A 20,917-nucleotide genomic window follows, 5' to 3' on the forward strand; every position below is an offset into this window, starting at 1 on the left:
CGCCGGAACCGGGGCCGCCCTCGAGGGCTTCTCTCTACAGTCTCAAGACGAACGCTTAGCGTCGCTTGGCCATCTCGTTGATGAAGCGGTCGAACAGTGGCGCGACATCGTTCGGGCCCGGGCTCGCTTCAGGGTGACCCTGGAAGCTGAACGCGCTCTTGTCGGTGCGCTCGATGCCTTGCAGGGTGCCGTCGAACAGCGATTTGTGGATCGCGCGCACGTTGGCTGGCAGGGTGGCTTCGTCTACTGCAAAACCGTGGTTCTGGCTGGTGATCATCACCACGCCTGTGTCCAGATCCTGCACCGGGTGGTTGGCACCGTGGTGGCCGTGGCCCATTTTCAGGGTCTTGGCGCCGGAGGCCAGAGCCAGCAACTGGTGGCCGAGGCAGATGCCGAATACCGGAGTCTCGGTTTCCAGCACTTCCTTGATCGCCTGGATCGCGTAGTCGCATGGCTCCGGATCACCAGGGCCGTTGGACAGGAACACGCCGTCCGGCTTCAGCGCCAGCACATCGGCGGCTGGAGTCTGCGCAGGCACTACGGTAACGCGGCAGCCGCGCTCGACCAGCATGCGCAGGATGTTGACCTTGACGCCGTAGTCGTAGGCGACCACGTGATATGGCAGCTCGGAAGCTTCGATGGTCGCGTGGCTGTCGGTTTTCAGATCCCAGACAGTCGAGCGCCATTCGTATTGGGTCTTGGTGCTGACGACTTTCGCCAGGTCCATGCCCTTCAGGCCCGGGAAGCCTTGCGCAGCGGCGATGGCCGCTTCTTCGGAGATGTTGTCGCCGGCCATGATGCAGCCGTTCTGAGCGCCTTTTTCACGCAGGATGCGGGTCAGGCGACGGGTGTCGATACCGGCGATTGCCACCACGTTGTTGGCTTTCAGGTAATCGGACAGGGACATCGTGTTACGCCAGTTGCTCGCTACCAGCGGCAGGTCACGGATGACCAGGCCAGCGGACCAGACGCGGTCGGACTCGGCATCTTCCGGCGTGGTGCCGGTGTTGCCGATGTGCGGGTAAGTCAGGGTAACGATCTGCTGGGCGTAGGAAGGATCGGTAAGGATTTCCTGATAGCCGGTCATTGCGGTGTTGAACACCACCTCACCAACGGTCTGACCGTCGGCTCCAATGGCTTCGCCGCGAAAAATGCTGCCATCAGCAAGGGCGAGTATGGCTGGCTTAGTCAAGAAGACCTCCCGTAAATAACGCATGAAAGGGCAATCGCAGGTTGTAAAAAAGCGGAGTGACGTATGGACACGTCACCCCGCTTCTTCACTGAAATTATTCTGCGCGCTTTTAGTGGACACACTAAAGCTGTAGCTTACAGAAAAGGGCGTTTTTGGTCCACCGCTAAAGAGCCTTAAAGGCCGGAGAATGCGACAGGTCGTCGCCAAGCGGTAAAAACCGGCGCAAAACGGGACGTTTGCGCCGGATTCAGCAACGACTCAACGCAGGTCGAGCACGTCTTGCATGTCGTACAGGCCCGGCTCGCGACCGTCCAGCCACAGCGCCGCACGCACCGCGCCCTTGGCGAAGGTCATGCGGCTCGATGCCTTGTGGGTGATCTCGACGCGCTCGCCATCGGCAGCGAACAGCACGGTGTGATCACCGACGATATCGCCAGCACGCACGGTGGCGAAACCAATGGTTTCACGCTCACGCGCACCGGTCTGGCCTTCCCGACCGTAGACCGCGACCTTCTTCAGATCACGCCCCAGCGCATCGGCAATCACTTCACCCATGCGCACAGCCGTACCGGACGGAGCATCGACCTTGTGCCGGTGATGGGCTTCCATGATCTCGATATCGACATCGTCGCCCAGCACGCGCGCAGCGGTGTCGAGCAACTTCAGGCACAGGTTGACGCCGACGCTGAAGTTGGCGGCGAAGACGATCGGAATGTCCTTGCCCGCCTCGGCCAGCAATTGCTTCTCTTCAACACTGAAACCGGTGGTGCCGATGATCATTGCTTTGCCGTGTTTGCGGCAGAACGCGAGATTCTTCAGGGTCACGGTCGGGTGAGTGAAGTCGATCAACACATCGAACTCTTCAACCACACGATCCAGATCACCGGACAGCGGCACGCCGATACGGCCCAGCGCTGCCAGCTCACCGGCATCCGCGCCGACCAGCGTGCTGTCGGGACGATCGACCGCCGCCGTCAGACCGGCGCCCGGCGTCTGCTGCACCGCTTCAATCAGGGTCTTGCCCATGCGCCCGGCGGCGCCCATCACTGCAATACGTCGCATGCCGACTCCTTACAAATCGCCGAAGAAACGCTTTACACCGTCAAACCAACCGGTGGTTTTCGGCGAGTGGCTGTTGTCGTCGGCCAGGGAGCTGCGGAATTCTTCCAGCAATTCACGCTGACGACGGTTGAGGTTGACCGGCGTTTCCACAGCGACACGGCACATCAGGTCGCCGGCACCGCCGCCGCGCACCGGCGCAACGCCTTTGCCGCGTACGCGGAATTGCTTGCCGGTCTGCGTGCCTTCGGGGATTTTCAGTTTGACGCGACCGTCGAGGGTCGGAATTTCCAGCTCGCCGCCCAGTGCAGCGTCGACGAAGCTGATCGGCACTTCGCAGAACAGATGCTTGCCGTCACGTTGGAAGATGTCGTGTTCGCGCACATTGATCACAACGTACAGGTCGCCAGTCGGCCCGCCCTGGGTACCCGCCTCGCCTTCGCCGGACAGACGAATACGGTCGCCAGTATCAACACCGGCAGGCACTTTGACCGACAGGGTTTTGTATTCTTCGACACGACCGTCGCCGTGGCAGGAGTCGCACGGATCGGAAATGATCTTGCCCTGGCCATGGCAGCGCGGGCAGGTCTGCTGCACCGAGAAGAAGCCCTGCTGCATGCGCACCTGGCCGATGCCACCGCAAGTCGGGCACGTCGTCGGCGAGGAGCCCTTCTTGGCGCCGGAACCATCGCACGGCTTGCAGTTGACCAGTGTCGGAACGCGGATATTCACCGACGTGCCGCGCACCGCTTCTTCCAGATTCAGCTCCAGGGTGTAGCGCAGATCGCTGCCACGCTGAGCGCCGCCACGGGCACCGCCGCGACCGCCACCGAAGAAATCACTGAAAACATCGCCGAAGATGTCCGAAAAGTTCTGGCCACCGAAACCGGCACCGCCGCCGCCCATGCTCGGATCAACGCCGGCATGACCGTACTGATCGTATGCCGCGCGTTTGCTGGCGTCGGACAACACTTCATAGGCCTCGTTGGCCTCTTTGAATGCTTCTTCGGAAGCTTTGTCGCCGGGATTACGGTCGGGGTGGTGCTTCATGGCCAGACGGCGATAGGCCTTCTTCAGGTCCGCTTCGCTCGTGCCCCGCTCGACACCCAATACTTCGTAATAGTCACGCTTTGCCATAAGTTCTTTGCACTCTTAAGGACGTTCGGCAAACCCCTCCTGAGCCTCGCCAAACTCGTTGAGCCCCCATTAAGGCCCGGACCCAACTCACGTCAATTCAACGATCCTGGTCTTGATTGATGCGGTATCTGCGGCGCGAAAAGCAGGAGCATTCCCGGCCATACCGCCAGCATCCGAACGGTGTCGCATGCTGTAAAAATTCGCGTATTCCAGATACGCCAACGCGGGAGGCAAGCTCCCGCGCGGCGACATCCTACCAGTCACCGCCGCAAGGCAGTCAACCGGGCGACCAACAACTTACTTGTGGTCTTTGACTTCTTCGAACTCGGCGTCGACAACGTCGTCAGCCTTCTCAGCCGATTCGCCTTGCGGGGCCGCGCCATCAGCTGGCTGAGCCTGTTCGGCGTACATCTTCTGAGCAACCGGAGCGGAGACTTTCGACAGCTCTTCAACCTTGGATTCGATGGCAGCCTTGTCGTCGCCTTTGACGGCGGCTTCCAGAGCAACCACTGCAGCTTCGATTGCAGTCTTCTCTTCGGCGGTGACCTTGTCGCCTGCGTCAGCGACCATCTTGCGAGTCGAGTGCACCAGTGCATCACCCTGGTTACGGGCAGCGGCCAGTTCTTCGAACTTGCGGTCTTCCTCGGCATTCGCTTCGGCGTCACGCACCATGCGCTCGATTTCTTCGTCGGACAGACCGGAGTTGGCCTTGATCACGATCGACTGGGTCTTGCCGGTAGCCTTGTCTTTCGCGCCGACGTGCAGGATGCCGTTGGCGTCGATGTCGAAGGTCACTTCAATCTGCGGCACGCCACGTGGAGCTGGTGGAATGTCGGCTAGGTCGAACTTGCCCAGCGATTTGTTCTGTGCGGCTTGCTTGCGCTCGCCCTGCAGAACGTGAATGGTCACAGCACCCTGGTTGTCATCGGCAGTCGAGAACACTTGCGATTTCTTGGTAGGAATCGTGGTGTTTTTCTCGATCAGCGCGGTCATCACGCCACCCATGGTTTCGATACCCAGGGTCAGCGGGCTGACGTCGAGCAGCAGCACGTCTTTCACGTCACCGGCCAGAACAGCGCCCTGAATCGCAGCACCCATGGCAACAGCTTCGTCCGGGTTGACGTCTTTACGCGCTTCTTTACCGAAGAAATCGGTAACCAGCTTCTGCACCAGCGGCATACGAGTCTGACCACCGACCAGAATCACGTCGTTGATCGCGCTGACGTCGATACCGGCGTCTTTCATGGCAATGCGGCAAGGTTCGATGGTGCGCTGAACCAGGTCTTCAACCAGTGCTTCGAGCTTGGCACGGGAGATCTTCACGTTCAGGTGCTTAGGACCGGTCGCGTCTGCAGTGATGTACGGCAGGTTGACGTCGGTCGACTGAGCGGACGACAGCTCGATCTTGGCTTTCTCAGCGGCTTCTTTCAGGCGCTGCATGGCCAGCGGGTCACCTTTGAGGTTCATGCCGCTTTCTTTCTTGAATTCGTCAACGAGGTAGTCGATCAGACGAATGTCGAAGTCTTCACCGCCGAGGAAAGTGTCACCGTTGGTGGCCAACACTTCGAACTGGTGCTCACCGTCAACTTCAGCGATTTCGATCACGGAAACGTCGAAGGTACCGCCACCCAGGTCATAAACGATCACGGTGTGATCGCCCTTGGCCTTGTCCATACCGTAAGCCAGAGCGGCTGCGGTTGGTTCGTTGATGATACGTTTTACGTCCAGACCAGCGATGCGGCCGGCGTCTTTGGTGGCCTGACGCTGGCTGTCGTTGAAGTAGGCCGGAACGGTAATCACCGCTTCGGTCACTGCCTCGCCGAGGTAGTCTTCGGCGGTCTTCTTCATCTTCTTCAGAATTTCAGCCGAGATCTGTGGCGGTGCCATTTTCTGGCCGTTCACTTCTACCCAGGCGTCATTGTTGTCAGCCTTGACGATCTTGTAAGGGACCATCTGGATGTCTTTCTGCACAACTTCTTCGTCGAAACGACGACCGATCAGACGCTTTACCGCGTACAGGGTGTTGTGCGGATTGGTTACAGCCTGACGCTTGGCCGACTGACCTACCAGAATTTCGCCATCGTTGGCGTAAGCGATGATCGACGGCGTGGTACGCGCGCCTTCAGCGTTTTCAATAACTTTGGCTTTGCCGTTTTCCAGCACGGAGACGCAGGAGTTGGTAGTCCCCAGGTCGATACCGATAATTTTGCCCATGTTCACTCTCCCGAAACTTTGGATTTTGTTGCCGCAGCAGTGGTGGCTGACTGCGGTAGCACTTAAACGCTTGACTTCTAAATGGGGGCCTTGCGGCTAATTTCAAGCCTGCTCGTCAATCGAAGGCGAAACCGGTGCCGGCGCCTTGCTGACCACGACCATCGCCGGGCGCAGCAGGCGACCATTGAGCTGGTAGCCCTTCTGGAAAACCTTCAACACGCTGTTCGGCTCGACGTCGGCACTTTCCTGCATGGCCATCGCCTGATGGTGAACGGCGTTGAACGGTTCGCCATGCGGATCGATCGCTTCAAGCTGGTAGCGCTTGAGGGTGTCGTGGAACATTTTCAGGGTCAGCTCGATGCCTTCGCGCATCGGGCGGATGCTTTCGTCGTCCGGGCTCGACAGCTCGAGGCCGCGCTCCAGGCTGTCGACGATCGGCAGCAGGTCGCTGGCGAATTTTTCCAGGGCAAACTTGTGCGCCTTCTCGACGTCCTGCTCGGCACGGCGGCGAACGTTCTGCAGATCGGCAGCAACACGCAGAGACTGATCCTGCGCGGCGGCCAATTGCTCTTCGAGCACTTGCACACGGGTCGCCAGGTCGTCACCCGAACCTTCGGGCGCCTGATTGGCATCTGGGTTTTGCGTATCTACTGTCTGTTCGTCAGCCATAGAATTCTCCTTTCAATTTCGTCCGCGAGCCTGACTCGCGCTTCTGCCCCGATATATGGGGCCGCAAAATCAGGCTTCAAGGGCTGGAAACAATTGTCCCTACAAAAAAGTGCTGAATACTCATTCTTGAATGCGCTAAGAAAACCCTCAGATCAAGCAAATCGAGCTAAGGGCGGGCATTGTCAGGCCTGAACAAAACACTGTATAAATAACCAGACCTCAAGCCTGGGAGCTGCCTTTATGCTGGTGCACCTGTCCGTACACAACTACGCCATCGTTGAACATCTCGATCTTGAACTCGATCGCGGGATGAGCGTGATCACAGGGGAAACCGGCGCCGGCAAGTCGATCATGCTCGATGCCCTGGGCCTCACCCTGGGTGATCGCGCCGACAGCGGCGTGGTTCGCCCAGGCGCTGATAAAGCCGACATTCTCGCGACGTTCGATCTGGTTGATATTCCCGAAGCCAGCGCCTGGCTGGCCGAGCGCGATCTGGAAAACGACGGGCCGTGCATCCTGCGCCGGGTCATCACCTCGGAAGGTCGTTCGCGCGGTTATATCAACGGCACGCCCTGCCCGCTTGGCGACCTCAAAGCCCTCGGCGAGCTGCTGATCGATATCCACAGCCAGCACGAACATCAGTCGCTGTTGAAGACCGACACCCATCGCCGCCTGCTTGACGAGTACGCCGGTGCCACCGATCTGGCGCGTCAGGTGCAGCTTGCCGCTCAACGCTGGCGTCAGACCCGCCAGGAACTGGAGCGGCTCTCCAACTCCGGCGACGAACAACGCGCACGTCATCAGTTGCTCAGCTATCAGCTTGAGGAATTGGAGAACCTCGGCCTCGGCGAAAATGAACTGGAGCAGCTGGAGCAGGAACACAAGAACCTGACCAACGCCGAAACCTTGCTGGGCATTTGCCGGCAAGTGGTCGAGCAATGCAGCGAAAGCGACTCCGGCAATGTGCTGAATGCGCTGACCGCCAGCCTCAATCGACTTTCCAGCGTGAACAGTTCGGTGGGTGCGCTGGGTGAAGCCAGCAGTCTGCTGACCAGCGCACAGATTCAGGTGGAAGAAGCGGTCGGCGAGCTCAACCGCTTCCTCGACAACTTTGATGCCGACCCGGCTCGCCTGCAGTACCTCGAAGAACGTCTCGACGCAATCTACACGCTGGCGCGCAAACACCGGATTCAGCCGACTGAAGTCGGCGAGATGCAGCAGAAGCTGCTCGATGAAATCGAAACCCTCAATGCCAACGATGAATCCGTCGAACGTCTGGGTGAAGAATTGGCGTCCTATGCCCGCCACTATCAGGAGAAAGCGCGCGAGCTGAGCGACCTTCGTCATCAGGCGGCCGGCAGCCTCGCCAGTGCAGTGGAGCAGGAAATCCAGCGCCTGGGCATGCCCGGCGGCCGCTTCACCATCGAACTGAAAGCCAACAGCAGCGACGAGTTGCTGCCGAACGGGCTGGAACAGGTCGAACTGCTGGTCAGCGCCAACCCCGGCCAACCGCTCAAAGCGCTGGCGAAAGTCGCCTCCGGCGGTGAGCTGTCGCGGATCAGTCTGGCGATTCAGGTCATTACCGCCCAGACCTCCCGCGTGCCGACGCTGGTGTTCGACGAAGTGGACGTAGGTATTGGCGGTCCGACTGCCGAGATTGTCGGCCAGTTACTGCGCCGTCTCGGTGATCGCGGCCAGGTCCTGACCGTGACGCACTTGCCGCAAGTGGCGGCGCAAGGGCATCAGCATCTGTTCGTGCACAAGGTTCGCGACGAGAAGGCGACTCACACCGCTGTCGCGAAGCTCACGAAGAACGAGCGAATCGAAGAAGTCGCGCGCATGCTCGGCGGCATCGATCTGACCAAGGAATCCTTGGCTCACGCGAAAAAAATGGTGGTGACCGCCAAGGCGTAACAAATAGTAGAAAGCACGAAGGCGACCCTTGGGTCGCCTTCGTTCGTTTCGCGAATGTGAAATTCGCGCGACATGCTTACTTTTTCTTGCGCACGTACAGCACCAGGTTGTGATCAACCATCTCGAAGCCATGCTTCTCGACGATCGACTTCTGAAGTTTTTCGATTTCTTCGTCGAAGAATTCGATCACTTCACCCGATTCCACGTTGACCATATGGTCGTGGTGGCCACCGTCAGCCAGTTCGAAGACCGCGTGGCCGCCGTCGAAGTTGTGGCGGACCACGAGGCCGGCCGCTTCGAACTGGGTAAGAACACGGTAAACCGTGGCCAGACCAACGTCCTCACCAGCTTCCATCAACGCCTTGTAGACGTCCTCGGCACTCATGTGGCGCTGTTCGGTAGAGTCGAGCATTTGCAGGATCTTGACCCGTGGCAGGGTCACTTTGAGGCCGGCTTTGCGTAGTTCGCTATTTTCAACCATGGTCAGCTTTCTCGCGATGCTGCTTCGCAGCTTCTCTTAATGCGGGTATGATCGGCGTTTACGTTGTCCCAGCCAAGATAGTGGAAGTCGCCCACCGATGCAAAACACCAAGCTCTTGCTAACCAGTTTCACCTTTGTGGGACTGCTCGCACTCGCCGGTTGTTCATTCCCCGGGGTTTACAAAATCGACATCCAGCAGGGCAATGTCGTCACGCAGGACATGATAGACCAGTTACGCCCGGGAATGACCCGGCCGCAAGTACGGTTTATCATGGGCAACCCTCTGCTTGCCGACACGTTCCATGCCGATCGCTGGGATTATCTGTACAGCCTGCAACCGGGTGGCGGTGAACGCCAGCAGGAACGAATCAGCGTTATCTTCAATTCCAACGACCAACTTGTCAGCCTGTCCGGTGACTTCATGCCCGGCGTGAGCCGTGATGAAGCCATTCTCGGCAAGGACAGCGGTACTACCGTGACCGCGCCTGCTGAAAACGCCGACAAGCCAGAAGCTGAAAAGCCAGCCAAACCAGGCTCCTTGCTGGATCAGATCCAGAAGGACGTCGATGGTGTAGAAACCGTACCGGTTCCGACACCAGAGCCGCTGGACACCTCGCCGCAGTAATAGGCGAGGCAATAAAAAACCCGGACATTCCGGGTTTTTTATTGCCTGCCGTTTGGCCTGATCAAGAATTGCGTGCTTTGGCCTCGGCAGCCTTGGCCGCGCGCAAACGTCGAACCTCTTTGGGATCAGCCAGCAGCGGTCGATAAATTTCGATGCGATCGCCCGCCTGAACAGGGCGAGAATCCGCGTCAGTCACAACCTTGCCAAAAATCCCCAGCGGGCATTGCGCCAGATTCAGCTCAGGAAACTCGGCCGCGATGCCCGATACGTGCACCGCCGCCCGAACGCTAACGCCTTCAGCGACGCTGATCGCACGCAGAACCTGCCGATCAACCGCCGCGTAGACGACTTCTATCTCGATCACCGGCTCAACCATGCATCTGCTTGGCGCGCTGGCAGAAAGCATCCACCAATTGATTGGCCGCCTGATTGAACAACGGCCCCAGAGTTGCGCGCACCAGCGGCCCGGCATAATCGAACGACAGATCCAGACTGATCTTGCAGGCCTTTTCATTCAGTGCCTTGAATACCCAGATGCCGTGCAACTGAGTGAACGGGCCTTCTTCGAGATTCATCTCGATCGACTGCCCCGGCACCAGCGTATTGCGCGTGACGAAATGCTGACTGAGGCCGCCCTTGGCAACGCCGACACTGGCGCGCATGTGTTCCGGCGAGCTTTCCAGCACTTCAGCCTCCGAGCACCACGGCAGAAACTCCGGGTACCGCGCGACGTCGTTGACCAGGTCGTAGAGAAACTGCGCCGGGTACGGCAGGAGCGCGGATCGTTGGATATGTGTCGTCATGTAAGCGTTACTTCCAGAGCTGAGCGGCAAAGACTACAAGAATGCCGATAGGCGCCACGTAGCGCATCAAGAACAGGGACAGAGCAAACAGAACCGGGTTACGGATGGACAATTCATCCCGTACCGCTTCACGCCCCATCACCCATCCTGCGAACAGCACGAAACACAAGCCACCGAGGGGCAACATGATCCGCGAGGTGAAGAAATCGATCACGCCAAAGAAGTCGAGACCGCTCTGCGCACCCCATTGATAGAGGCTGAACGCCCCGCCTTCGTTCACGAAAAACTTGGCTTCCTTCCAGATATTGAAAGAAAACACGGTGCCCAGACCAACAAACCAGCAGGTGAATGCCAGCCAGAAAGTTACCCAGATGCGGCTGATTTTAGTGCGTTCAACCAGGTAAGCCACCATCGGTTCGAGTAGCGAAATAGCCGAACTCCAGGCAGCCACCGCGACCAGCACAAAGAACACCACGCCCATCAACTGGCCGAAAAATACATTACCAAAAGCAAATGGCAGGCTGACGAACATCAGTCCCGGACCTTCGCTTGGGTTCAGGCCAGCAGCGAACACAATCGGAAACAGTGCCAGACCGGCCACCAGCGATACGAAAGTATCCAGCAGCGCGACACCGACCACCGTGCCCGACAGCGAGGTGTTCTTCGGCATGTAGGCGCCGTAGATCATGATGGAGCCGACGCCGACGCTCAGCGAGAAGAACGCGTGCCCCATCGCCGGCAGCAGGCCGTCGAGGACTTTTTCCGGGTGGAAGTCGAACATGAAATGCACGCCTTCCATGAAATGCCCGGTGGTCATGCTGTAGCCCAGCAGCACCAGAATCATCACGAACAGCAGCGGCATCATGATCCGCAGGCTGCGCTCAAGCCCGGCGACCACGCCTTTGGCGATCACGAAGGCCGACAGCAGCATGAAAATCGTGTGCCAAAGTGTCAGGCGCCATGGATTGGAGATGACATTGCCGAAATAGGCGCCGACCTGATCGGCCGTCGCGCCCTGGAAATCGCCACGGCCCATGTCGACGATGTAATCCAGCGACCAGCCGCCGACCACACTGTAGAAAGACAGAATCAGCAGGGCCGTGATCATCCCGGCGAACGCGCCCCACGACCATTTCGCCGAGTGCCCGGCTTCCAGTGCCAGCACCTTCAGGGCATTCGCCGGACTTTGCCGGGCACGCCGGCCGATCAGGGTTTCCGCGAGCATGACCGGCACGCCGATGAGCGCGATGCACGCCAGGAACATCAGCACAAAGGCGCCGCCGCCGTAGACCCCGACCATGTAGGGGAACTTCCAGATACTACCCAGTCCCACGGCCGAACCGGTCGCGGCGAGTATGAATACCCAGCGGCTAGCCCAACTGCCGTGGACAGAAACCTTGTCTGTCGACATCGTTTATCACGCCCAAGCGTTAGAAAAAGAGGCCGCATTGTCCGGGATTCACTCAACCTGCTCAAGCACGCAGCAACACCGTAGCCGACAGCCGAACAACTCCATATAATGCCGCCCCTATGGCTAAACAGAAGAAACACCCAACAGGGACCATCGCGCAGAACAAAAAGGCGCGACACGATTACTTCATCGAGCACAAGTTCGAGGCTGGTCTGGTCCTGGCCGGCTGGGAAGTAAAAAGTCTGCGGGCGAGCAAGTTGCAGCTGGTCGACAGCTATGTGCTGCTCAAGGACGGCGAAGCATGGTTGCTTGGCAGCCACATCACGCCGTTGATGACCGCGAGCACTCACGTCATCGCCGACCCGGTGCGCACTCGCAAACTGCTGCTCAACCGCCGCGAGCTGGACAAGCTCGCCGCCGCCGTGCAGCAAAAGGGTTACGCCTGCGTCTGCCTGTCCTGGTACTGGAGCAAGCACATGGTCAAGTGCGAGATCGCTCTGGGCAAGGGCAAGAAGGAATACGACAAGCGTGACACCGAGCGCGAGCGCGATGCCGGTCGTGAATTGCAGCGTGCGGTGCGCAACAAGGGCAAGGAAGACTGATCTTCCTCCTTTAGCGCCAATTCGCGAGCAGGCTCGCTCCCACCTTGGAATGCATTTCAAAGGTGGGAGCGAGCCTGCTCGCGAAAGCTATTTCAGCATCAACACAAACACACCTGATCACATCCCCTTGCGCCGCTCCGCCCGAGCCATGCGCTGCACCTCCTGACGCACCTCTTCCAACACCTCCTGCACATACAAAATATGTCGGCTGGACACTTCTCGCGCCTGCTCGGCACGCCCTTCGATAATCGCCAGATACAATTCCCGATGCTGCGAGATCAGCATGTCGCGGGTTTCCGTACGCTGCTTGTACATGCCGCCGATGTTGGTCACGACGTTGCGCTTGAGCAGATCGAACAGTCCGCGAATCGTATGCAGCAACACCGCGTTGTGGCTGGCTTCGGCAATCGCCAGATGAAACTTTGCATCCGCCGCGCCCTCTTCCGCCCGGCTGACTTCTTCATGGCGCGAGTAGCAATCCTGCAGCTCTTCGAACGCAGCGGTCAGGCGCTCGCGATCAACATCGGTGGCGCGCAATGCGGCGTAATAGGCGCACGATGCCTCCAGGGTGTGCCGGAATTCGAGCAAATCACGTTGCGCTTCGGGATTGCTTTCAAGCAATTGCAACAGCGGATCGCTGAACGTCGAACCCAGGCCCTCCACCACATAATTGCCGCCGCCCTGGCGACTGACCAACAAGCCTTTGGCTGCCAGTTTCTGAATTGCCTCGCGCAACGACGGGCGTGATACGCCAAATTGCTCGGCCAGCGTGCGCTCGGCCGGCAGACGTTCGCCCGACTTCAGCGTGCCCTCAAGGATCATCCCCTCGAGGCGCTCGACAATATCGTCAGACAAACGGCGCTGACGTATCTGATCAAAGCCCATAACTCATTTCTCCACGATCCCGACCGCTCGCCGGGGTGTCTATTCTGGCCTATCCGCGCGCCGCCGACACCTGCCAGACGCCACTTCGCCAAAGCGGATCAGTTGCCCTCTGCACCGCATCTTCGACGAAAGTTTCAGAGCGGCAAATTGACACACCGCCACCAAGGCTTTTACCCTAGCCAACAGCGCTTGTAAATTGGTCTTACCAATTATCCAAGATTGCTCACAGTGCCTGACCAACAACAATTAGGGGCCACCCCACCATGCAAACCTGGCAACAGCTCTACAGCCCGCTCGGCAGCCTTGGCGTCTCCGCTCTCGCGGCCGTCATTCCCATCGTGTTCTTCTTTCTCGCCCTGGCGGTGTTCCGCCTCAAAGGCCATGTGGCCGGCAGCATTACCCTCGCGCTTTCGATTGCCGTGGCGATTTTCGCCTTCCAGATGCCCGTGGACATGGCTTTCGCCGCCGCCGGATATGGCTTCGCTTACGGTCTGTGGCCAATCGCCTGGATCATTGTCGCGGCAGTGTTCCTCTACAAGCTGACGGTGAAGAGCGGTCAGTTCGAGGTCATCCGCAGCTCGGTTCTGTCGATTACCGATGACCAGCGCTTGCAGGTGTTGCTGATCGGTTTCTGCTTCGGCGCATTTCTGGAAGGTGCCGCCGGATTCGGCGCGCCGGTCGCGATTACTGCCGCACTCCTTGTAGGACTGGGCTTCAATCCGCTGTACGCCGCCGGCCTGTGCCTGATCGCCAACACCGCTCCGGTGGCGTTCGGCGCGCTGGGGATTCCGATCATCGTGGCGGGCCAGGTCACTGGCATCGACGCCTTCAAGATCGGCGCCATGACTGGTCGCCAGTTGCCACTGCTGTCGCTGTTCGTGCCGTTCTGGCTGGTGTTCATGATGGACGGCCTGCGCGGTGTGCGCGAAACCTGGCCAGCCGCGCTGGTGGCAGGTCTGAGTTTCGCCATCACCCAATACTTCACCTCCAACTTCATCGGCCCGGAACTGCCGGACATCACCTCGGCACTGGCCAGCCTGATTTCCCTGACCCTGTTCCTCAAGGTCTGGCAACCACGTCGCGCCGCCGGCCAGCACATCGTTGGTGCCGTATCCGCTTCGGTGGTCAGCGCCAGCGTCGGCGGTTTCGGCCAGAAGCGCACTACCGTCGCGTCGCCCTACAGCCTCGGGGAAATTTTCAAGGCGTGGTCGCCGTTCCTGATCCTCACCGTGCTGGTGACGATCTGGACGCTGAAGCCATTCAAAGCCATGTTCGCCGCCGGCGGTTCGATGTACAGCTGGGTATTCAATTTCGCGATTCCGCACCTTGATCAACTGGTGATCAAGTCTGCGCCAATCGTGGCCAACCCGACCGCGATTCCAGCGGTGTTCAAGCTCGATCCGATTTCCGCCACCGGCACGGCGATTTTCTTCTCCGCGCTGATTTCGATGCTGGTACTGAAGATCAACTTCAAAACTGGTCTGACCACTTTGAAAGAGACCTTCTACGAACTGCGCTGGCCGATCCTGTCGATCGGCATGGTGCTGGCATTCGCCTTCGTCACCAACTACTCCGGCATGTCCTCGACAATGGCCCTGGTGCTGGCGGGTACTGGCGCGGCGTTCCCGTTCTTCTCGCCGTTCCTCGGTTGGCTGGGCGTGTTCCTCACCGGTTCGGATACTTCGTCGAACGCCCTGTTCAGTTCGTTGCAAGCGACCACCGCCCACCAGATCGGCGTCAACGACACTTTGCTGGTGGCGGCCAATACCAGCGGCGGCGTGACCGGCAAGATGATCTCGCCGCAATCGATCGCCGTGGCCTGCGCCGCGACCGGTCTGGTCGGCAAGGAATCGGATCTGTTCCGCTTCACCCTCAAGCACAGCCTATTCTTTGCAACGATTGTCGGTTTGATCACCTTGGCTCAGGCCTACTGGTTCACCGGCATGCTGGTGCACTAAGACTACAAGAAGTATGGAAATAACCGACGCCGGCCCGTGATCCGGCGTCAGCAATTCACCACCGGGTCTGTAAGGCTGCTGAAAGCAATGCGCTTTATATTCGGCAGCCGCAGCAGACGGATAACCGGGCCTCCCCGGAGACACGCCTGATGAGCGAGCTTTTTTACAACGCCGTGCCGAACGCGACCCGCGTGGCACCGCCACTGCCCGAACCTCGGCAATACCCCAGCGAAAAACCGTCGCGGGTCTACCTGTTCGGCACGTGTGTGGTCGACCTGTTCTACCCCGAAGCCGGGATGGACGCGATCCATCTGCTGGAGCGTGAAGGGATCCGGGTCGAGTATCCGCAAGGGCAGAGTTGCTGCGGCCAACCGGCCTACACCTCGGGTTACACCGAGCAGGCGCGGACGGTAGCGCGCTCGCAACTGGCGTTGTTTGCCGGGGATTATCCGGTGGTAGTGCCCTCGGGCTCCTGCGCCGGCATGCTGCGTGAGCATTACGCCGACTTGTTCAAGGACGAGCCGGAAACGTTGAAACAGGTGCAGGCCCTTGCGGCTCGCACTTATGAGCTGGCCGAGTTTCTGCTGTTCGTCTGCAAGGTGCAGCTCAAGGACAGCGGCGAACCGGTGAAAGTCGCGCTGCACACCTCGTGTTCGGCACGCCGCGAAATGAACACCCACCTGCACGGCCGCGAGTTGTTGGCGCAGTTGAGCAATGTGGAACGGGTCAATCACGACCATGAAAGCGAATGCTGTGGCTTCGGCGGGACATTCAGCGTCCGTATGCCAGACATTTCCGGCGCGATGGTGGCTGACAAGACCCGCGCGCTGAAGGAGTCCGGCGCGCACAAGGTACTGAGTGCCGACTGCGGCTGTTTGATGAACATCAACGGCGCGCTGGAGAAACAGCAGGAGGCGTTGCGCGGACAACATCTGGCGAGCTTCCTCTGGCAGCGAACCGGAGGTGCGCAATGAGCACCTCAACGATTATTCCTACGGTCGCCGTAGAAGAAGATTTCCGCACCCGGGCACACAACGCCCTGGGTGATCAGCAGCTGCGGAACAACTTCCGCACTGCCATGGATTCACTGATGACCAAGCGGGCAGCGGCTTTCAGCGATGCCCACGAAAGAGAACACTTGCGCGCACTGGGCAATTCGATCAAGGCCCGCGCGCTGTCCAAGTTGCCCGACCTGCTCGAGCAACTGGAACAGAGCCTGACCCGCAACGGTGTGACAGTGCACTGGGCGGAAACGGTGGACGAAGCCAATGGCATCGTCCTGTCGATCATCCGCGCTCACGAGGCGCGGCAAGTGATCAAGGGCAAATCGATGGTCAGCGAAGAGATGGAGATGAACCATTTCCTCGAGGCTCGGGACATTGAATGTCTGGAGTCCGACATGGGGGAGTACATCGTCCAGCTCGACCACGAGAAGCCTTCACACATCATTATGCCGGCGATCCACAAGAATGCCGGTCAGGTCGCGTCCTTGTTCCACGACAAACTTGGCGTGGAATACACCAAGGACGTTGACCAACTCATTCAGATCGGTCGCAGGGTCCTGCGGCAGAAATTCTTCGAAGCCGACATCGGCGTCTCCGGCGTCAACTTCGCCGTCGCCGAAACCGGCACCCTGCTGCTGGTGGAAAACGAAGGCAACGGGCGCATGACCACCACCGTTCCCCCGGTGCACATCGCCGTCACCGGCATCGAAAAAGTCGTGGAAAACCTGCGCGACGTGGTGCCGCTGCTGTCACTGCTGACGCGCTCGGCGCTGGGCATTCCGATCACCACTTACGTCAACATGATCTCCGGCCCGCGCAAGGAACACGAACTCGATGGCCCGCAGGAAGTGCATCTGGTGCTGCTCGATAACGGTCGCAGCCAGGCCTTCGCCGACAGTGAATTGCGCCAGACCCTGAACTGCATCCGCTGCGGCGCCTGCATGAATCATTGCCCGGTGTATACCCGAGTGGGCGGCCACACTTATGGCGAGGTCTACCCGGGGCCGATCGGCAAAATCATCACCCCGCACATGGTCGGCCTGGCCAAAGTCCCGGACCACCCGAGCGCGTCCTCACTGTGCGGCGCCTGCGGTGAAGTCTGCCCGGTGAAAATTCCAATCCCGGCCATCCTGCGCCGTCTGCGCGAGGAAAACGTCAAAGCCCCGGACGCACCGAATCAGGTGATGCGCGGCCAGGGCAGCAAGTATTCGCGCAAGGAACGTTTCATCTGGAACGCCTGGGCCAGACTCAACAGCTCGCCGACGCTGTACCGCTTGTTCGCTTTTTTCGCCACGCGCCTGCGCGCCCTCACACCGAGCAACGTCGGCCCATGGACGCAAAATCACAGCGCACCAAAACCGGCCGCGCGTTCGTTGCATGACATGGCCCGCGAGCATCTGGCCAAACAGGGAGAGCGTCGATGAGCGCCAAGCAAAATATCCTCGGCAAGCTGCGGAAAAGTCTGACCGGCACCACGCCAATTGCCGACAACTTCGATGTCGATCTGGTCACCCAGCCCTACACCTACAGCGCCGAGCAACGCATCCCGCAACTGCGCAAACTGATGGAAGCGGTGCACACCGAAATCCACCTGACCTCGGGCGCCGAGTGGCCGGCATTACTGGCGCAACTGCTGCGCGACCGCCAGTTGCCGAGCCTGCTGATCGCACCGACCACACCGCACGGGCAACGCATCGCACAGCACTGGGCGAACAATCCCGAGCTGCCTGCACTGAAATCCTACGACCGGCCGATGGAAGAGTGGAAAGCCGAACTGTTCAACGACACCCCGGCCAGCCTCACCGGCACCCTCGGTGCCATCGCCGCGACCGGCAGCCTGATCATCTGGCCAACCCGTGAAGAACCGCGCTTGATGAGCCTGGTGCCGCCGGTGCATTTCGCCCTGCTCAAGGCCAGCGAAATCCGCGACAACTTCTATCAGGTGCAAGAGGAATTCGAATGGGCGCAAGGCATGCCGACCAACGCGCTGCTGGTGTCCGGCCCGTCGAAGACTGCCGATATTGAACAGGTGCTGGCGTATGGTGCGCATGGCCCGAAAGATCTGGTCGTGCTGATTCTGGAGGATCAATGAGTCTTCCTGCTGCTTTCCTGCGTGATGCCGAGCGACTGATTCCAGCAGACCGGCGCTTCGACGATCCGCTGTCGACCCTGGCCTTCGGCACCGACGCCAGTTTCTATCGACTGATCCCAAAACTGGTGATCCGCGTCGAGTCTGAAGACGAAGTCGTGGCGCTGCTGCAACTGGCCCAGCGCGACCACGTGCCGGTGACCTTCCGCGCCGCCGGCACCAGCCTGTCCGGGCAGGCGATCAGCGACTCGGTGCTGATCGTGCTTGGGGATAACTGGAACGCCCGCGAGATTCGCGGCCAAGGCACGCAGATCCGCCTGCAACCGGGCGTGATCGGCGCGCAGGCCAACGCATGGCTGGCGCCGTTCGGGCGCAAGATCGGCCCGGATCCGGCGTCGATCAATGCCTGCAAGATCGGCGGCATCGTCGCCAACAACGCCAGCGGCATGTGCTGCGGCACCGCGCAAAACACCTATCACACGCTGGCTGGGATTCGCTTGGTGCTGGCCGACGGCACGCGCCTCGACAGCGAAGACCCTGCCAGCGTCGCGGCATTTCGCTCCAGCCACGGCGACCTGCTCGAACGCTTGGCGACATTAGGTCGCGAGACCCGCGCCAACACCGAACTGGCCGCAAGAATCCGCCACAAATACCGTCTGAAAAATACCACCGGCCTGTCGCTCAACGCCCTGGTGGATTTCGACGAGCCTGTGGATATCCTGAGCCACCTGCTGGTCGGCTCCGAAGGCACGCTCGGCTTTATCAGCGCGGTGACTTACGACACCGTCATCGATCACCCGAACAAGGCCTCGGCGCTGATCGTGTTCCCCGATGTCGAGACTTGTTGCAACGCGGTGACCGTGCTGAAAAGCCAACCGGTGTCAGCGGTGGAGTTGCTCGACCGACGCAGTCTGCGTTCGGTGCAGGACAAAAAAGGCATGCCCGCTTTCGTACAGCGGCTGTCGGAAAATGCCTGCGCACTGCTCATCGAATCCCGCGCCGCTTCGTCGACATTGCTGCAGGAACAACTAGGGCAAATCATGGCGTCGCTGCGCGATTTCCCCGTCGAGAAGCAGGTCGACTTCACTGAAGACCCGGTGGAAAACGCCCGCCTCTGGGCCATCCGCAAAGACACCTTCCCCGCCGTCGGCGCCGTGCGCAAAACCGGCACCACAGTAATCATCGAAGACGTGACCTTCCCGGTCGAACAACTGGCGATCGGCGTCAATCGCCTGATCGAGCTGTTCGACAAACATGCCTACGACGAAGCGATCCTTTTCGGACACGCACTGGAAGGCAATCTGCACTTCGTCTTCACCCAAGGCTTCAACAGCCCGGAAGAAATCGCACGCTACCAAGCGTTCATGGACGACGTCGCGCAACTGGTCGCGGTGGAATTCGGCGGCTCGCTGAAAGCCGAACACGGCACCGGCCGCAACATGGCGCCGTTCGTGGAACTGGAATGGGGCAGCGACGCCTATCAACTGATGTGGCAGCTTAAACGCCTGCTCGACCCCAACGGCATTCTCAATCCCGATGTGGTACTCAGCGAAGATCCGCAGATCCACCTCAAGCACCTGAAACCGCTGCCGGCGGCGGACGAGATTGTCGACAAGTGCATCGAGTGCGGTTTTTGCGAACCAGTCTGCCCATCGAAGGGCCTGACCCTGAGCCCGCGCCAGCGCATCGTGATCTGGCGCGATATCCAGGCGAAAAAACGCGCCGGCGTCGACACCACCGAACTGGAAAAAGCCTACGACTACCAAGGCATCGACACCTGCGCCGCGACCGGTCTGTGCGCGCAACGCTGCCCTGTAGGCATCAACACCGGCGAACTGGTGAAAAAGCTCCGTGGCCGACACGCAACGCATCAGAAAACCGCTGACTGGATCGAAGGAAATTTCGCCAAGACCCTGCAAGGCGCACGCTTCACCCTGCATGTCGCCAACGGCGCGCGGATGATGCTCGGCGCACCGCGTCTGGCAAAGTTGTCGGCGACGCTGACGCGCTTGTCCAAAGGCCAGGTACCGTTGTGGACCAACGCCATGCCCCAACCGGAAAAAGCCATTCGCTTCAGCCCGAGCGTGGCCGACGAGCGCCCGCGCGTGGTTTATCTGGCGGCGTGCGTCTCGCGGGTCATGGGCCCGGCGGCGGGCGACAAAGAACAGATGTCGCTGTACGACAAAACCCGTGGCCTGCTGGAAAAGGCCGGTTACCAGGTCGTCTTTCCCGACAATCAGGACAACCTCTGCTGCGGCCAGCCGTTTGCCTCCAAAGGCTACGCCGAACAGGCCGAGCACAAACGCCAGGAACTGATCAGCGCCCTGCTCCACGCCAGTCGCGGCGGCCTCGACCCGATCTATTGCGACACGAGCCCATGTACGTTGCGGCTGGTCCAAGACATCGGCGAAACACGACTGGATCTGTACGATCCGGTGCGCTTCATCCGTACGCATCTGCTGGATCGCTTGGACTTCACACCCCAGGAAGCGCCGATTGCCGTGCACGTGACCTGCAGCACTCAGCACTTGGGCGAAAGCCAGGCGCTGATCGATTTGGCGCGCAAATGCAGCACCACCGTGGTGATTCCTGAAGGCATACATTGCTGCGGATTTGCCGGCGACAAAGGCTTCACCACACCGGAGCTGAACAGCCATTCGCTGCGTACGCTCAAGGACGCCGTGCAGCACTGCAGCGAGGGGATATCCACCAGCCGCACCTGCGAAATCGGCCTGACCCAGCACGGTGGCATCGACTACCACGGGCTGGTTTATCTGGTGGATCGGGTGACACAGGCCAAAGTCCGCTGAAGAGAAAATCAGAACCCTTGAGCGAGGCGGTAGTCCACTGCACATGCCCCGGACGATTCGGGGC

General features: G+C 59.8%; 18 protein-coding genes. 8 read left to right on the plus strand and 10 right to left on the minus strand.

The annotated features are described in order from the left end of the window. Positions 1–55 precede the first annotated feature (55 nt). From carA to grpE, 5 genes are all read right to left on the minus strand, one after another. On the minus strand, positions 56–1,192 hold the full coding sequence (carA, locus tag KVG87_RS20910; RefSeq protein ID WP_016771765.1) for a glutamine-hydrolyzing carbamoyl-phosphate synthase small subunit: 1,137 nt from the start codon (positions 1,190–1,192) through the stop codon (positions 56–58). A 258-nt stretch (positions 1,193–1,450) separates the two neighbouring features. After that, entirely contained in the window at positions 1,451–2,254 is an 804-nt protein-coding gene (gene dapB, locus KVG87_RS20915) for a 4-hydroxy-tetrahydrodipicolinate reductase (RefSeq protein WP_016771766.1), read from the minus strand. 9 nt (positions 2,255–2,263) lie between these two features. Next, positions 2,264–3,388: a molecular chaperone DnaJ gene (dnaJ, locus tag KVG87_RS20920; RefSeq protein ID WP_016771767.1), complete on the minus strand. Its 1,125-nt coding sequence runs from the start codon at positions 3,386–3,388 to the stop codon at positions 2,264–2,266. A 297-nt stretch (positions 3,389–3,685) separates the two neighbouring features. Then, complete coding sequence (gene dnaK / locus KVG87_RS20925) at positions 3,686–5,602, minus strand: molecular chaperone DnaK (protein WP_217852367.1); 1,917 nt, start codon at positions 5,600–5,602, stop codon at positions 3,686–3,688. 102 nt (positions 5,603–5,704) lie between these two features. Next, positions 5,705–6,271, minus strand: coding sequence for a nucleotide exchange factor GrpE (gene grpE / locus KVG87_RS20930; protein WP_039759570.1), 567 nt, complete (start codon positions 6,269–6,271; stop codon positions 5,705–5,707). A 240-nt stretch (positions 6,272–6,511) separates the two neighbouring features. Here grpE and recN point away from each other — a divergent pair, with 240 nt between their 5' ends. After that, complete coding sequence (recN, locus tag KVG87_RS20935) at positions 6,512–8,185, plus strand: DNA repair protein RecN (protein WP_217852369.1); 1,674 nt, start codon at positions 6,512–6,514, stop codon at positions 8,183–8,185. A gap of 76 nt (positions 8,186–8,261) precedes the next feature. On the opposite strand, the gene fur is transcribed toward recN, so the two are convergent. After that, a complete protein-coding gene (gene fur / locus KVG87_RS20940; RefSeq protein WP_016771770.1) occupies positions 8,262–8,666 on the minus strand; it encodes a ferric iron uptake transcriptional regulator in 405 nt (134 codons plus the stop codon). 97 nt (positions 8,667–8,763) lie between these two features. Between fur and KVG87_RS20945 the strand changes: the two genes are divergently transcribed. Beyond that, on the plus strand, positions 8,764–9,291 hold the full coding sequence (locus tag KVG87_RS20945; RefSeq protein ID WP_016771771.1) for an outer membrane protein assembly factor BamE: 528 nt from the start codon (positions 8,764–8,766) through the stop codon (positions 9,289–9,291). A gap of 61 nt (positions 9,292–9,352) precedes the next feature. On the opposite strand, the gene KVG87_RS20950 is transcribed toward KVG87_RS20945, so the two are convergent. Genes KVG87_RS20950 through KVG87_RS20960 form a run of 3 tightly spaced genes read right to left on the minus strand, consistent with a single transcriptional unit; the run spans position 9,353 to position 11,505 of the window. Then, positions 9,353–9,667 carry an RnfH family protein gene (locus KVG87_RS20950; protein ID WP_217852371.1) on the minus strand — a complete coding sequence of 105 codons (315 nt, stop codon included), beginning with the start codon at positions 9,665–9,667 and terminating at the stop codon, positions 9,353–9,355. Further along, positions 9,660–10,094: a type II toxin-antitoxin system RatA family toxin gene (locus tag KVG87_RS20955; RefSeq protein WP_016771773.1), complete on the minus strand. Its 435-nt coding sequence runs from the start codon at positions 10,092–10,094 to the stop codon at positions 9,660–9,662. Before KVG87_RS20955 ends, KVG87_RS20950 begins: the two co-directional genes overlap by 8 nt. Positions 10,095–10,101: 7 nt before the next feature. Continuing rightward, entirely contained in the window at positions 10,102–11,505 is a 1,404-nt protein-coding gene (locus KVG87_RS20960) for a sodium-dependent transporter (RefSeq protein ID WP_016771774.1), read from the minus strand. 119 nt (positions 11,506–11,624) lie between these two features. Here KVG87_RS20960 and smpB point away from each other — a divergent pair, with 119 nt between their 5' ends. Further along, a complete protein-coding gene (gene smpB, locus KVG87_RS20965) occupies positions 11,625–12,107 on the plus strand; it encodes an SsrA-binding protein SmpB (protein WP_007953781.1) in 483 nt (160 codons plus the stop codon). Between the two features lie 117 nt (positions 12,108–12,224). On the opposite strand, the gene KVG87_RS20970 is transcribed toward smpB, so the two are convergent. Next, a complete protein-coding gene (locus KVG87_RS20970; RefSeq protein WP_016771775.1) occupies positions 12,225–12,992 on the minus strand; it encodes an FCD domain-containing protein in 768 nt (255 codons plus the stop codon). Positions 12,993–13,255: 263 nt separating this feature from the next. Between KVG87_RS20970 and KVG87_RS20975 the strand changes: the two genes are divergently transcribed. The 5 genes from KVG87_RS20975 (at position 13,256) to KVG87_RS20995 (ending at position 20,853) form a co-directional block, all read left to right on the plus strand. Continuing rightward, entirely contained in the window at positions 13,256–14,950 is a 1,695-nt protein-coding gene (locus tag KVG87_RS20975) for a lactate permease LctP family transporter (protein WP_217852373.1), read from the plus strand. A 149-nt stretch (positions 14,951–15,099) separates the two neighbouring features. Further along, positions 15,100–15,924 carry a (Fe-S)-binding protein gene (locus KVG87_RS20980; RefSeq protein WP_041477925.1) on the plus strand — a complete coding sequence of 275 codons (825 nt, stop codon included), beginning with the start codon at positions 15,100–15,102 and terminating at the stop codon, positions 15,922–15,924. Further along, positions 15,921–17,378 (plus strand): LutB/LldF family L-lactate oxidation iron-sulfur protein, encoded by a 1,458-nt coding sequence (locus tag KVG87_RS20985; RefSeq protein WP_217852375.1) that lies wholly within the window; start codon positions 15,921–15,923, stop codon positions 17,376–17,378. The genes KVG87_RS20980 and KVG87_RS20985 overlap by 4 nt, the downstream gene beginning before the upstream one ends. Continuing rightward, the gene (locus KVG87_RS20990) at positions 17,375–18,046 is read left to right on the plus strand and encodes a LutC/YkgG family protein (protein WP_130928118.1); all 672 of its coding nucleotides are present in this window, start codon (positions 17,375–17,377) and stop codon (positions 18,044–18,046) included. Before KVG87_RS20985 ends, KVG87_RS20990 begins: the two co-directional genes overlap by 4 nt. Next, the gene (locus KVG87_RS20995; protein ID WP_217852376.1) at positions 18,043–20,853 is read left to right on the plus strand and encodes an FAD-binding and (Fe-S)-binding domain-containing protein; all 2,811 of its coding nucleotides are present in this window, start codon (positions 18,043–18,045) and stop codon (positions 20,851–20,853) included. The genes KVG87_RS20990 and KVG87_RS20995 overlap by 4 nt, the downstream gene beginning before the upstream one ends. Positions 20,854–20,917 lie beyond the last annotated feature (64 nt).

The sequence above is a fragment of the Pseudomonas siliginis genome (genome assembly GCF_019145195.1).
Lineage (GTDB): Bacteria > Pseudomonadota > Gammaproteobacteria > Pseudomonadales > Pseudomonadaceae > Aquipseudomonas > Aquipseudomonas siliginis.

Bases quoted from the DNA above. Each gene is read 5' to 3' on its own strand.
- KVG87_RS20960 (WP_016771774.1), bottom strand. From the start codon at position 11,505: ATGTCGACAGACAAGGTTTCTGTCCACGGCAGTTGGGCTAGCCGCTGG.
- dnaJ (WP_016771767.1), bottom strand. From the start codon at position 3,388: ATGGCAAAGCGTGACTATTACGAAGTATTGGGTGTCGAGCGGGGCACG.
- fur (WP_016771770.1), bottom strand. From the start codon at position 8,666: ATGGTTGAAAATAGCGAACTACGCAAAGCCGGCCTCAAAGTGACCCTG.
- KVG87_RS20990 (WP_130928118.1), top strand. From the start codon at position 17,375: ATGAGCGCCAAGCAAAATATCCTCGGCAAGCTGCGGAAAAGTCTGACC.
- dapB (WP_016771766.1), bottom strand. From the start codon at position 2,254: ATGCGACGTATTGCAGTGATGGGCGCCGCCGGGCGCATGGGCAAGACC.
- KVG87_RS20985 (WP_217852375.1), top strand. From the start codon at position 15,921: ATGAGCACCTCAACGATTATTCCTACGGTCGCCGTAGAAGAAGATTTC.
- KVG87_RS20950 (WP_217852371.1), bottom strand. From the start codon at position 9,667: ATGGTTGAGCCGGTGATCGAGATAGAAGTCGTCTACGCGGCGGTTGAT.
- KVG87_RS20955 (WP_016771773.1), bottom strand. From the start codon at position 10,094: ATGACGACACATATCCAACGATCCGCGCTCCTGCCGTACCCGGCGCAG.
- dnaK (WP_217852367.1), bottom strand. From the start codon at position 5,602: ATGGGCAAAATTATCGGTATCGACCTGGGGACTACCAACTCCTGCGTC.
- KVG87_RS20945 (WP_016771771.1), top strand. From the start codon at position 8,764: ATGCAAAACACCAAGCTCTTGCTAACCAGTTTCACCTTTGTGGGACTG.
- KVG87_RS20995 (WP_217852376.1), top strand. From the start codon at position 18,043: ATGAGTCTTCCTGCTGCTTTCCTGCGTGATGCCGAGCGACTGATTCCA.
- KVG87_RS20980 (WP_041477925.1), top strand. From the start codon at position 15,100: ATGAGCGAGCTTTTTTACAACGCCGTGCCGAACGCGACCCGCGTGGCA.
- KVG87_RS20975 (WP_217852373.1), top strand. From the start codon at position 13,256: ATGCAAACCTGGCAACAGCTCTACAGCCCGCTCGGCAGCCTTGGCGTC.
- smpB (WP_007953781.1), top strand. From the start codon at position 11,625: ATGGCTAAACAGAAGAAACACCCAACAGGGACCATCGCGCAGAACAAA.
- KVG87_RS20970 (WP_016771775.1), bottom strand. From the start codon at position 12,992: ATGGGCTTTGATCAGATACGTCAGCGCCGTTTGTCTGACGATATTGTC.
- grpE (WP_039759570.1), bottom strand. From the start codon at position 6,271: ATGGCTGACGAACAGACAGTAGATACGCAAAACCCAGATGCCAATCAG.
- recN (WP_217852369.1), top strand. From the start codon at position 6,512: ATGCTGGTGCACCTGTCCGTACACAACTACGCCATCGTTGAACATCTC.